Origin of the sequence: Bradyrhizobium sp. ISRA442, from assembly GCF_038085055.1 — a bacterium.
Taxonomy (GTDB): Bacteria; Pseudomonadota; Alphaproteobacteria; order Rhizobiales; family Xanthobacteraceae; genus Bradyrhizobium.
On sequence record NZ_JALGCN010000023.1, the window covers coordinates 12,994 to 24,793 of the forward strand.

Annotated in this window: 10 protein-coding genes; 8 read left to right on the top strand and 2 right to left on the bottom strand. The window is 64.9% G+C overall.

Annotation, left to right across the window (positions count from 1 at the left end):
- The first annotated feature begins 216 nt into the window (after positions 1–216).
- Genes dusB through ntrC form a run of 3 tightly spaced genes read left to right on the top strand, consistent with a single transcriptional unit; the run spans position 217 to position 3,842 of the window.
- Positions 217–1,218 (top strand): tRNA dihydrouridine synthase DusB, encoded by a 1,002-nt coding sequence (gene dusB, locus MTR72_RS32685; RefSeq protein ID WP_280970984.1) that lies wholly within the window; start codon positions 217–219, stop codon positions 1,216–1,218.
- Entirely contained in the window at positions 1,215–2,390 is a 1,176-nt protein-coding gene (locus MTR72_RS32690; RefSeq protein WP_280963951.1) for a two-component system sensor histidine kinase NtrB, read from the top strand. Before dusB ends, MTR72_RS32690 begins: the two co-directional genes overlap by 4 nt.
- A 9-nt stretch (positions 2,391–2,399) precedes the next feature.
- A complete protein-coding gene (gene ntrC / locus MTR72_RS32695) occupies positions 2,400–3,842 on the top strand; it encodes a nitrogen regulation protein NR(I) (protein WP_280963950.1) in 1,443 nt (480 codons plus the stop codon).
- Positions 3,843–4,005: 163 nt separating this feature from the next.
- Here ntrC and MTR72_RS32700 read toward each other — a convergent pair whose 3' ends face one another.
- Positions 4,006–4,209, bottom strand: a complete 204-nt coding sequence (locus MTR72_RS32700) for a hypothetical protein (protein WP_341511850.1) — start codon at positions 4,207–4,209, stop codon at positions 4,006–4,008.
- Positions 4,210–4,360: 151 nt separating this feature from the next.
- Here MTR72_RS32700 and MTR72_RS32705 point away from each other — a divergent pair, with 151 nt between their 5' ends.
- The 4 genes from MTR72_RS32705 to hflX all read left to right on the top strand — a co-directional run bounded on the left by MTR72_RS32705 (position 4,361) and on the right by hflX (position 9,997).
- A complete protein-coding gene (locus MTR72_RS32705; protein ID WP_280963948.1) occupies positions 4,361–6,718 on the top strand; it encodes a sensor histidine kinase in 2,358 nt (785 codons plus the stop codon).
- A gap of 17 nt (positions 6,719–6,735) precedes the next feature.
- On the top strand, positions 6,736–8,106 hold the full coding sequence (gene ntrX, locus MTR72_RS32710; protein ID WP_280963946.1) for a nitrogen assimilation response regulator NtrX: 1,371 nt from the start codon (positions 6,736–6,738) through the stop codon (positions 8,104–8,106).
- A 248-nt stretch (positions 8,107–8,354) separates the two neighbouring features.
- The gene (hfq, locus tag MTR72_RS32715; protein WP_007591126.1) at positions 8,355–8,603 is read left to right on the top strand and encodes an RNA chaperone Hfq; all 249 of its coding nucleotides are present in this window, start codon (positions 8,355–8,357) and stop codon (positions 8,601–8,603) included.
- A gap of 11 nt (positions 8,604–8,614) precedes the next feature.
- The gene (gene hflX / locus MTR72_RS32720; protein ID WP_280963940.1) at positions 8,615–9,997 is read left to right on the top strand and encodes a GTPase HflX; all 1,383 of its coding nucleotides are present in this window, start codon (positions 8,615–8,617) and stop codon (positions 9,995–9,997) included.
- A gap of 38 nt (positions 9,998–10,035) precedes the next feature.
- On the opposite strand, the gene mazG is transcribed toward hflX, so the two are convergent.
- Positions 10,036–10,893, bottom strand: a complete 858-nt coding sequence (gene mazG / locus MTR72_RS32725) for a nucleoside triphosphate pyrophosphohydrolase (RefSeq protein WP_280963939.1) — start codon at positions 10,891–10,893, stop codon at positions 10,036–10,038.
- A gap of 126 nt (positions 10,894–11,019) precedes the next feature.
- On the opposite strand from mazG, the gene queC reads away from it, so the two are divergent.
- On the top strand, positions 11,020–11,733 hold the full coding sequence (queC, locus tag MTR72_RS32730; RefSeq protein ID WP_280963938.1) for a 7-cyano-7-deazaguanine synthase QueC: 714 nt from the start codon (positions 11,020–11,022) through the stop codon (positions 11,731–11,733).
- The last annotated feature ends 67 nt before the right edge of the window (positions 11,734–11,800 follow it).

Consider the following 11,800-nt stretch of genomic DNA (forward strand, 5'->3'; position numbering starts at 1 on the left):
CACGGCAGGGCCGCAAAAAAAGAGGTTTCCCTGCGTTGTGGGAAATCGCATTTTGCTGCACTGCACTTGAAAGATTGGAAGAACTGTCTAAACTGTAGGCATGACGCTTGACTGCACAAGAATTGTGCGCAAGATAGATCATGACAGGTGCGATGAGGCCCCTGTCTTGTGAACGAGACCTTCGTGACCGGCTCGGAAGCATTCGGCGCTAAGCCGTTGAAGATAGGCGATATTGACGTCGCCACCCCGGTTTTCCTGGCGCCGATGTCGGGAGTGACCGACTCGCCGTTCCGGCGGCTGGCCGCCGAGCTTGGGGCCGGCCTTGTCGTGTCCGAAATGACCGCCAGCGACGATCTCGCCAATGGCCATACGATGTCGCGTTTGCGCTGCGAAGCGACCGGGATCGGCCCTCATGTCGTACAGCTTGCCGGCTGCGAGGCGCGCTGGATGGCCGAGGGCGCCCGGATCGCGGAGGCCGGCGGCGCCGACATCATCGACATCAACATGGGCTGTCCCGCCCGTCACGTCACCGGCGGCCAGTCCGGCTCGGCCTTGATGCGCGACCTCGACCACGCCGTCAGCCTGATCGAGGCAACAATCGCGGCGGTGAAGGTGCCGGTGACGCTGAAGATGCGACTTGGCTGGGACGAGCGCACCCGCAATGCGCCGGAGCTGGCGCGGCGCGCGGAGGCTGCCGGCGTGGAACTCGTGACCGTGCATGGCCGCACCCGCGCCCAATTCTACAAGGGCGAAGCCGACTGGGACGCAATTCGCGCGGTGCGCGAGGCGATCTCCATCCCGCTCGTCGTCAATGGCGACATTACATCTTACGACAAGGCGATCGCGGCGCTCGATGCCTCCGGCGCTGATGCGGTGATGATCGGACGCGGCGCGCAAGGCCAGCCCTGGCTGCCCGGCCAGATCGGCCGCCGCCTCAACGGCGGGGAAGCCGAGGCCGCACCGTCGCTCGAGCAGCAGCTCGACTATGTCCGCACGCTCTATGAGGGCGTCTGCGCGCTCTATGGCCTGCGCATCGGCCTGAAGCATGCACGAAAACATCTCGGCTGGGCCCTCGAGGTGGCCGCGCAAGCGAGCCGCGCGCCGGCCGAAAAGCTGAGAGCCTGGCGCCAGACGATCCTCACCTCGGAGGACCCGCGCCTTGTCCAGCGGTCGCTGCAGGACGCCTTCGACGACTTCGCATGGAGCGCTGCCGCATGAGCTCAGCCGCTGACCATCGTCGGCCGCTTTCGTCCGAGAGCGACGCCATCCTCGATGCCTTGCCCAATCCCGTGCTCACGATCGGGCCTGACGGCAAGATCGTCGCCGCCAACATCGCAACTGAAGCCTTCTTCGAGATCTCGACGCAATTCCTGAAGCGGCAGTCGCTGAAGGAGTTGGTGCCGTTCGGAAGCCCCTTGCTGGCGCTGATCGATCAGGTCCGCTCCTCCAATTCGCCTGTCAATGAATACAAGGTCGACCTCGGCACGCCGCGCATGGGCGGCGACCGTCAAGTCGACCTCCATGTCGCACCGCTGACGGAACGGCCCGGCCATATCGTGGTGATGCTCCAGGAGCGTACCATCGCCGACAAGATGGACCGCCAGCTCACCCATCGCAGTGCCGCGCGCTCGGTGATCGCGCTGGCCGCGATGCTTGCGCATGAGATCAAGAATCCGCTCTCCGGCATCCGCGGCGCGGCGCAGCTTCTCGAGCAGCAGGCCTCGTCCGAGGACCGCATGCTGACTCGGCTGATCTGCGACGAGGCCGACCGAATCGTGACGCTGGTGGACCGCATGGAGGTGTTCGGCGACGAACGGCCCGTGGTGCGTGGCCCGGTCAACATCCATTCCGTACTCGATCACGTGAAGCGACTGGCGCAGTCCGGCTTTGCCCGCAACATCCGCTTCATCGAGGACTACGATCCCTCGCTGCCGCCGGTTCTGGCCAACCAGGACCAGCTCATCCAGGTGTTCCTCAACCTGGTGAAGAATGCCGCCGAAGCCCTGATCGACGTCCCCGACGCCGAGATCCAGCTCACCACCGCGTTCCGTCCCGGCGTCCGCCTGTCAGTGCCCGGTCAAAAATCCCGGGTATCGCTGCCGCTTGAATTCTGCGTCAAGGACAATGGACCAGGCGTGCCGGACGATCTTCTGCCCAACCTGTTCGATCCCTTCGTGACCACCAAGCAGACCGGCTCGGGTCTGGGCCTCGCGCTGGTCGCGAAAATCATCGGTGATCACGGGGGCATCATCGAATGCGAGTCTCAGCCGCGCAAGACCACCTTCCGCGTGCTGATGCCGATGTACTCGACGTCTCTCAAACACGCCGATCAAAGCAGCCACGCCGACTCTGCCGGGAAGTCGTCGCCTGCGTCACAGGGGGCAAAATGAGGAATAACGATGCCCGCAGGTAGCATTCTCGTTGCTGATGACGACACCGCCATCCGCACGGTTCTCAATCAGGCACTTTCCCGCGCCGGCTATGAAGTGCGGCTGACCGGCAATGCCGCCACGCTGTGGCGGTGGGTCAGCCAGGGGGAGGGCGATCTCGTCATCACCGACGTGGTGATGCCGGACGAGAACGCCTTCGACCTGTTGCCGCGGATCAAGAAGATGCGGCCGAATCTGCCGGTCATCGTCATGAGCGCGCAAAACACCTTCATGACGGCGATCCGCGCCTCCGAGCGCGGAGCGTACGAGTACCTGCCGAAGCCTTTCGACCTGAAAGAGCTGATCGCCATCGTCGGCCGCGCGCTCGCCGAGCCGAAGGAGCGCACGCCCAGTCCCGACGAGGACGCCGAGATGGAGGCGATCCCGCTGGTCGGCCGCTCGCCGGCGATGCAGGAAATCTACCGCGTGCTCGCGCGCCTGATGCAGACCGATCTGACTGTGATGATCACGGGCGAATCTGGCACCGGCAAGGAGCTGGTGGCGCGCGCGCTGCACGACTACGGCAAGCGCCGCAACGGGCCGTTCGTTGCCGTCAACATGGCGGCGATCCCGCGCGACCTCATCGAATCGGAATTGTTCGGCCATGAGCGCGGTGCCTTCACCGGCGCCAACACCCGCGCCTCCGGCCGCTTCGAGCAGGCCGAGGGCGGCACGCTGTTCCTCGACGAGATCGGCGACATGCCGATGGAGGCGCAAACGCGTCTTCTGCGCGTGCTCCAGCAGGGCGAGTACACCACGGTCGGCGGTCGCACCCCGATCAAGACAGACGTGCGCATCGTCGCTGCCTCCAACAAGGATCTGCGCGTCCTGATCCAGCAGGGGCTGTTCCGGGAAGACCTGTTCTTCCGCCTCAATGTCGTGCCGCTGCGGCTGCCGCCGTTGCGCGAGCGCATCGAAGATCTGCCGGATCTCGTGCGTCACTTCTTCGCGCTCGCCGAGAAGGACGGCCTGCCGCCAAAGAAGCTGGATGCGCTGGCACTGGAGCGGCTGAAGCAGCACCGCTGGCCGGGCAATGTGCGCGAGCTCGAGAACCTCGCCCGGCGCCTTGCGGCGCTCTACCCTCAGGACGTGATCACGTCCTCGGTCATCGATGGCGAGCTGGCGCCGCCATCGGTCAGCCCGGGCACAGCGGTCCAGCAGGGCGTCGACAATCTCGGCGGGGCCGTGGAGGCCTATCTGTCCTCGCACTTCCAGGGGTTTCCGAACGGCATGCCGCCGCCGGGCCTCTATCACCGCATTCTCAAGGAAATCGAGGTGCCGCTGCTCACGGCCGCTCTGGCCGCTACCCGCGGCAACCAAATCCGCGCCGCGGACCTGCTCGGCCTCAACCGCAACACGCTGCGCAAGAAGATTCGGGATCTGGATATCCAGGTCTACCGCAGCGGAGGCTAGTTCCAACGACGAACAGTAGCTCAGCTCCCTACCAAAGCGGGAGCTGAGCCTGTCCGAATCGCGCTGACTGGGTGGCCCGCGGTGAACGGAAGTCGGACTATGACGGAAATGTTCCGCGTTCTCGCGTGAATTGGTCGCTCGGTGGCGGGGCGGGACGTCGCACCTATCTCACAAGCCGGGCTGGTGCCGCGGGCAGGATGTTGGCGACATTGGCCGGCTCCTGCATTCCGGGGCCGTTGACCAGGAGGTCCGTGGCCACGATCAGCAGCAGGACGGCTGAAACCATCATCGCGAGGAAGAAGCGATCCATCGCCTTCAAGCCCTGAAGCCGGCAATCCGTTCCGCGTGATGGCCGTCGGCCCGACATACCCGCTCCCTCGAGCGAGCCGCAGCCCTGTGGATGCACCGGTCCACAGCGGCGTAGGCGCCGCGGAATTGTCGCAATTCGGCAACATTGTGGTACGAATGCATCAGTATCCGCCGCCGCGGACCCGTTTTTCAGCATCGCCATTGCCGGAATGACCAGCGCAGATACCTCGGCCGCATCCTTTGACACGGCCCCACCCGAAGAGCCCAGGCGCTGGTCGTTGAGCCGGTGGCTGGCACCTTTTGCGGTCGGCCTGGCGCTGCTGTCGGCCTTCCTGACCTTCGTCGTCCTGACCGGCCTGACCAGCATCGAACCCACGCCCGAGGTCGTCAGATCCTTCCTGCTGATCAACGCTGGGACCATCCTGCTGCTGGTCGGCATCATCATCCGCGAGGTCTGGCAGATGATCCAGGCCCGCCGGCGGGGCAGGGCCGCGGCGCGGCTGCATGTCCAGATCGTCGGCCTGTTCTCGATCGTCGCGGTGCTGCCGGCGGTACTGGTTGCGGTCGTCGCCAACGTCACCATCGAGCGCGGCCTCGACCGCCTGTTCTCGGGACCGACCAAGGAGGTCATTCAGAACTCGCTGATTATCGCGCGCGCCTACATGCAGGAGCACGCGCAGCTCATTCGCGGCGACATCATCGGCATGGCCAACGACGTCTCGCGCGCCTCGCTGCTGTTCGACCGCGATCGGCAGTCCTTCCTGCAGCTCCTGACGGCGGGGGCGGCGGCCAGAAACCTGCCGGGCGCGATGATCATGGGCAAGGACGCCAATCCGATCCTGTCGGCGGAAACCGGCGGCATCCCGCTCGCCTTCGCGCCGCCAAATCCTGAATTCTTGAAGAACGTCAACGAGAACGAGCCCGAGATCGCGGTCCTGCCCGACCAGAATCTGGTCGCCGCCGTGATCAGGCTGAGGTCCTTCAACGACACCTTCTTCCTCTATGTCGCCCGCCAGCTCGACCCGCGCGTGGTGGACCAGCTCAAGCAGACCGAGCTCAGCGTCGCCGAATACGCCCAGATCGAGTCGCGCCGGCTCGGCATCCAGGTCGCGTTCGCGCTAATGTTCGCGGTGATCGCGCTCACCATCCTGATGGCGTCGGTGCTGATCGGGTTCAACTTCGCCAACTCGCTGGTGGCGCCGATCCGGCGGCTGATGAACGCGGCCCATACGGTTTCGACCGGTAACCTGCATGTCCAGGTGCCCGTGCACAAATCCGAAGGCGATCTCGCGCAGCTAGGCGAGACCTTCAACAAGATGACGCAGGAATTGCGCAGCCAGCGCGACGAGCTCGTTAACGCCAGCGATCTCATCGACAGCCGCCGCCGCTTCATCGAGGCGGTGCTGTCCTCGGCGAGTGCCGGCATCATCGGCGTCGATGCGTCCGGCAGCGTCGGCATCCTCAACCGCTCGGCCGAGAAGCTGATCGGGCACGCCGAATCCGAGACGCTCGGCCATCCGCTCTCCGACGTGCTGCCCGAGCTCGACGAGATGATGAAGACGGCGCGGGAAGGGACGCAGCGCCTGGTGCAGGGCCAGATCACCATCACGCGCGATGGGCAGGAGCGCAATTTGTCGGTCCGCGTCAGCGCCGAGAAGACCAGCCAGCCGCGCGACAGCTACATCATCACGCTCGACGACATCACCGAGCTCGTCTCGGCGCAGCGGACCTCGGCGTGGGGCGACGTGGCCCGCCGCATCGCCCACGAGATCAAGAACCCGCTGACGCCGATCCAGCTCTCCGCCGAGCGCATCCGGCGCAAGTTCGGCAAGACCATCACCGAGGACAAGGATAAGCAAATCTTCGACCAGTGCACCGACACCATCGTGCGCCAGGTCGACGACATCCGCCGCATGGTCGACGAGTTCTCGCGTTTCGCGCGCATGCCGAAGCCGGTGATGGAGGGCGAGGACGTCGCCGACACCGTGCGGCAGGCCGTGTTCCTGATGAAGGTGGCGCATCCCGAGCTCGACATCGAGACCGAGTTCAGGGAGGATCCGCTACGCGCGCAGTTCGACCGGCGACTGATCTCGCAGGCGGTCACCAACATCGTCAAGAACGCCACGGAAGCGATCGAGCAGGTCCCGCCCGAGGAGCTGGGCCGCGGCCGCATTGACGTCGTGGTATCGCGCGAAGGCGAGGACGTCCTGATCGACGTCGTCGACAACGGTATCGGCCTGCCCAAGGTCGCGCGCTCGCGGCTCTTGGAGCCCTATGTGACGACTCGCGCCAAGGGCACCGGCCTTGGGCTTGCGATCGTCGGCCGCGTGCTGGAGGACCATGGCGGGCGCATCGAATTGAAGGACGCCGCGGACTTCCGCGAGGGCCAGCGCGGTGCCTGGATGCGGATGCGCTTTGCGATCTCCGGCCATCCCAAGAAGATCGAGGTCGCGGAGACGGCACCAGCCGCGACGGCCCAGGACACAAAAGAACCGGCAGGCGGAACCAAAGAGCCGGCCGAAAAGACTAATGACTCAACGAAAATCGAAGCCTCAACAGGCAACTGACAACACAGGCGCGACCCATGGCTAGTGAAATTCTGATTGTCGATGATGAGGCCGATATTCGGGATCTCGTTGCGGGCATTCTCGAGGACGAGGGGTTCGTGACCCGGACCGCGCGCGACAGCGATACGGCGCTCGCCGAAATCGCCAACCGCAGACCGCATCTGGTGTTTCTCGACATCTGGCTGCAGGGCTCCAAGCTGGACGGATTGCAGCTCCTCGAGCAGGTCAAGAAGGACAATGCCGACCTGCCGGTCGTCATGATCTCGGGCCACGGCAACATCGAGACCGCGGTGGCCGCGATCAAGCGGGGCGCCTACGACTTCATCGAGAAGCCGTTCAAGGCAGACCGCCTGATCCTGGTGGCGACACGCGCGCTGGAAAACTCCCGGCTCAAGCGCGAGGTCAAGGAGCTGAAGCAACTCGCGCCGAGCGCAAGCCAGCTCGTCGGCCGCTCGCCCAGCATGAACCAACTCCGCCAGACCATCGAGCGTGCGGCCAAGGCTAATAGCCGCATCCTGATCGTCGGCCCCGCCGGCGCCGGCAAAGAGCTCACCGCGCGCACGCTGCACGCGGCCTCCGGCCGCGCCGATGGTCCGTTCGTGGTGATCAACGCGGCGGCGATCACGCCCGAGCGCATGGAGCACGAGCTGTTCGGCATCGAGCAGACCAACGGCGAGCAGCCGCGCAAATCGGGCGCGCTCGAAGAGGCCCATGGCGGCACGCTGTTCATCGACGAGATCGCGGACATGCCGCGCGAGACCCAGAACAAGATCCTGCGCGTGCTGGTCGAGCAGTCGTTCCAGCGCGTCGGTGGCACCGCCAAGGTGCAGGTCGACGTGCGCATCATCTCCTCAACCGCGCGCAACCTGGAGGAGGAGATCGCGGCCGGCCATTTCCGCGAGGACCTCTATCATCGCCTCTCGGTGGTGCCGATCCGCGTGCCTGCGCTGTCGGAGCGGCGCGAGGATATTCCGGAATTGATCGATTATTTCATGGAGCAGATCTCGGCCGGCAGCGGCCTGCCCAAGCGCCAGATCGGGCAGGACGCTATGGCGGTGCTGCAATCGCACGTCTGGCCCGGCAATGTGCGCCAGCTCCGCAACAACGTTGAGAGAGTCATGATTCTCGCCGCAGGCGGTCCGGAGGTGATCATCACCGCCGACATGCTGCCGCAGGACGTCGGCTCCATGGTGCCGGCGATGCCGACCAGCAACAATGGCGAGCACATCATGGGCCTGCCGCTGCGCGAGGCGCGGGAAGTGTTCGAACGCGACTATCTAATTGCGCAGATCAGCCGCTTTTCCGGCAATATCTCGCGCACGGCTGAGTTCGTCGGCATGGAGCGCTCGGCCCTACACCGGAAGTTGAAGGCCCTCGGCGTCGGTTGAGGGCCGCGACCTCACGGCCACACGTTCACAATATCCGAGGAAAACCATCGATTTCCGTAATTTTTCGGTCCAGTAGGACGGGCTGTGCCGCGTGAAGCGGCTTGCCTAATAAGTCCACCTGTCCTCTAATCGAACCGCTGGCCCTCCGAGGGGGATCTCATGAGGGCCGGCAACCGGACGAGGCCTCGAATTTCAAAAGAGGGCCGCAACCGGCGCAATAAAAAGAAACTCAAAGCGAGATAAAAACAATGGCGGCAGACCGCGCACAAAACCTACAGGACACCTTCCTTAATCACGTTCGCAAAACCAAGACGCCACTGACGATCTTTCTGGTCAACGGAGTGAAGCTCCAGGGCATCGTGACCTGGTTCGACAATTTCTGTTTGCTGCTCCGGCGCGACGGTCACTCGCAGCTTGTCTACAAGCATGCGATCTCGACCATCATGCCGGGAGCTCCGATCCAGTTGTTCGAAGGCGGCGAGGACCAGCCGGCTTGAGAGTGATCTGATTGGAACCCCGGAATTTCGACGGGGATGCCGACCGTCCGCGGTCGGCAGGGGCTAAACCGACGGGGCGGGTGCTGGTCATCGGCCCCTACACGCGGGTGCGCGCGGGCGGAGCCGACGCGCAATCGGACGGTCATGTCCTGCGCGATGCAGAAGCCCGGCTCGACGAAGCCGCGGGCCTTGCGCGCGCGATTGATCTCGTCATTGCGGATGCCATCATCGCGCCGATCAGCCAGATCCGGCCTGCGACCTATATCGGCAAGGGCAAGGTCGAAGAGATTACCGGGCTGATCAAGAGCCTGGAGGTCGACCTCGTCGTGATGGACTGTGCGCTGTCGCCCATCCAGCAGCGCAATCTCGAGAAGGCGTGGAACGCCAAGGTGCTCGACCGCACCGGGCTGATCCTCGAGATCTTCGGCCGCCGCGCCAAGACCAAGGAAGGCGCGCTCCAGGTCGAGCTCGCGCATCTGAACTATCAGCGCTCGCGCCTGGTGCGATCCTGGACCCATCTCGAACGCCAGCGCGGCGGCTTCGGCTTCATGGGCGGCCCCGGTGAGACCCAGATCGAGGCCGACCGCCGTCTGATCTCCGAGCGCATTTCCAGGCTCGAGAACGAATTGAGGAAAGTGCAGGCGACGCGCCGCCTGCACCGCGCCGGCCGCCAGCGCGTGCCGTATCGCGTCGTGGCGCTGGTCGGCTACACCAATGCCGGCAAGTCGACGCTGTTCAACCGCCTGACGCGCGCGGACGTGCAGGCCGCCGACATGCTGTTCGCCACGCTCGATCCGACCCTGCGCGCGCTCAACTTGCCGCATGGCGGCAAGGCGATGCTGTCCGACACCGTCGGTTTCATTTCAAATCTGCCGACGCAGCTCGTGGCCGCCTTCCGCGCGACGCTGGAGGAGGTGCTGGAAGCCGACGTCATCCTGCACGTCCGCGACATCTCGCATGAGGACGCCGAGGCGCAGCAGAGCGACGTCGATGCGGTGCTGCGCCAGCTCGGCATCAACCCCGACGACTCCGGCCGCATCATCGAGGTCTGGAACAAGGTCGATCGCTTCGATGCGGAGCAGCGCGAGGAGTTGCTCAACATCGCCGCGCGCCGGCCGGCCGATCATCCGGCGATGCTGGTCTCGGCCACCTCAGGCGAGGGGATCGACGCGCTGCTCGTCACGATCGAGGAGCGGCTCGCGACCAAGCGCACCACGCTCGACCTGTCGATCGACGCCGCCGACGGTGCCGGAATCTCCTGGTTGCACCGCAATTCGGAGGTGCTGGCGAAAGAGCTGCACGACGGCCGCTTCGACATGACCGTGCGCGTGGACGAGACCAAGCGTGACCTCGTGGTGTCGCGGTTCGATGCCGTGCCGCATCACGCGGCATAGTGTCTGTCGTCCTGGCGTTCGTCAGGACGATATCAGAGTTAGCGACGGGCTTGTTTGCTTTTCTCGACTGCTGGAGCCTTCTTCTCCTCGCCCTTCGCCGTATTCCACAGCGCGTCCATCTCCGCCAACGACGCCTGCTCCAGCGTTCGGCCCTGCGCTTGCAGGGCGCGCTCGATATAGGCAAAGCGGCGTTCGAATTTCGCGTTGGTGGTCCGTAGCGCGCTTTCCGGATCGGCGTCGATATGGCGGGCGAGGTTGACCAGCGCGAACAGGAGATCGCCGGTTTCTTCTGCCAGCTCCTGCTTGTCGTTGCGGTCCAGCGCCGCCTCGATCTCGTCGGCTTCCTCGCGGATCTTTTGCAGCACGGCGCGCGGATCGTTCCAGTCGAAGCCGACGGTTGAGGCCTTGCGCTGCAGCTCCATGGCGCGCGTCAGCGCCGGCTGGCCGGCCTTCACGCTCGACAAGAGCGACTTGTGCGAGGTCTCCTCCGGCGGCCGCCGCGCGGCGCGCTCGGCTTTCTCCTCGGCCTTGATGCGATCCCAGACTTCCGTGACGTGGGCGGGCGCGAGGTTGCCGTCCATGTCGGCGAACACATGAGGGTGGCGTCGGATCATCTTGCGGGTGATGGCCTCGACGACGTCACCGAACGCGAACGCATTCTGCTCCTCGGCCATCCGGGCATGGTACACGACCTGCAACAGGAGATCCCCAAGCTCCTCGCGCAGATCGTCGAGATCGCCTCGCGTGATCGCGTCGGCGACCTCATATGCCTCCTCGATCGTGTAGGGGGCGATCGTCGCAAAATTCTGCTCGAGGTCCCAGGGGCAGCCGGTCACCGGCGTGCGCAGCGCCGCCATGATCTCGATCAGGCGTGAAATGTCGCGGGAAGGGGTCATTGCAGGCCATTCTCCTAACTCTTAGGCCTTATGCCAAAACCAGCCCTCCGTTCCCAGCACAACGCGGCGGAACGGGCCGATTTCCACCGATTGGCGGGCCGCGCCCGCAGTGCTAAAGCGCGGGCCATGAGCGACGCATTTTCATCCGAAACCGCGCTGGTGCTGTTCTCGGGCGGCCAGGATTCCACAACCTGCCTTGCCTGGGCGCTGAGCCGCTTTGCGCGCGTGGAAACGCTGGGGTTCGAATACGGCCAGCGCCACGCGATCGAGCTCGCCTGCCGGGAACGGCTTATAGACGGCCTCAAGGCGGTGCGCGCGGAGTGGGCGGACAAGCTCGGCGAGAGCCACACGCTGTCGATTCCGACGCTCGCGGCCATGTCCGAGACCGCACTGACGCGCGACGTCGAAATCGCGATGGGGGCGGATGGCCTGCCGAACACTTTCGTGCCCGGCCGCAACCTGGTGTTCCTGACTTTTGCCGCAGCGCTGGCCTACCGTCGCGGCATCACTCACATAGTCGGTGGCATGTGCGAGACCGATTATTCCGGCTATCCCGATTGCCGCGACGAGACCATCCGTGCCATGCAGGCCGCGCTCTCGCTCGGCATGGCGAAAACGTTTGAGCTGCATACGCCGTTGATGTGGATCGACAAGGCCGCGACCTGGAAGCTGGCGCATGACCTCGGCGGCGACGCGCTCGTCGACCTCATCCGCGAGCAGTCCCACACCTGCTATCTCGGCGAACGCGGCGCGCAGCACGATTGGGGCTATGGCTGCGGGGAGTGCCCCGCGTGCAGCCTGCGGGCGAAGGGATGGGCGGAGTACGTGGCGGCACGCTGACGCCAAATACTTGGTGTCATCACCCGCGAAAGCGGGTGATCCAGTATTCCAGAGGCGCTTGTCAGAT

What these genes read in the sequence shown, in the direction of transcription:
- MTR72_RS32705 (WP_280963948.1), top strand. Translation starts at nt 4,361, where the DNA reads ATGACCAGCGCAGATACCTCGGCCGCATCCTTTGACACGGCCCCACCC.
- queC (WP_280963938.1), top strand. Translation starts at nt 11,020, where the DNA reads ATGAGCGACGCATTTTCATCCGAAACCGCGCTGGTGCTGTTCTCGGGC.
- hfq (WP_007591126.1), top strand. Translation starts at nt 8,355, where the DNA reads ATGGCGGCAGACCGCGCACAAAACCTACAGGACACCTTCCTTAATCAC.
- MTR72_RS32700 (WP_341511850.1), bottom strand. Translation starts at nt 4,209, where the DNA reads ATGTCGGGCCGACGGCCATCACGCGGAACGGATTGCCGGCTTCAGGGC.
- ntrC (WP_280963950.1), top strand. Translation starts at nt 2,400, where the DNA reads ATGCCCGCAGGTAGCATTCTCGTTGCTGATGACGACACCGCCATCCGC.
- ntrX (WP_280963946.1), top strand. Translation starts at nt 6,736, where the DNA reads ATGGCTAGTGAAATTCTGATTGTCGATGATGAGGCCGATATTCGGGAT.
- MTR72_RS32690 (WP_280963951.1), top strand. Translation starts at nt 1,215, where the DNA reads ATGAGCTCAGCCGCTGACCATCGTCGGCCGCTTTCGTCCGAGAGCGAC.
- mazG (WP_280963939.1), bottom strand. Translation starts at nt 10,893, where the DNA reads ATGACCCCTTCCCGCGACATTTCACGCCTGATCGAGATCATGGCGGCG.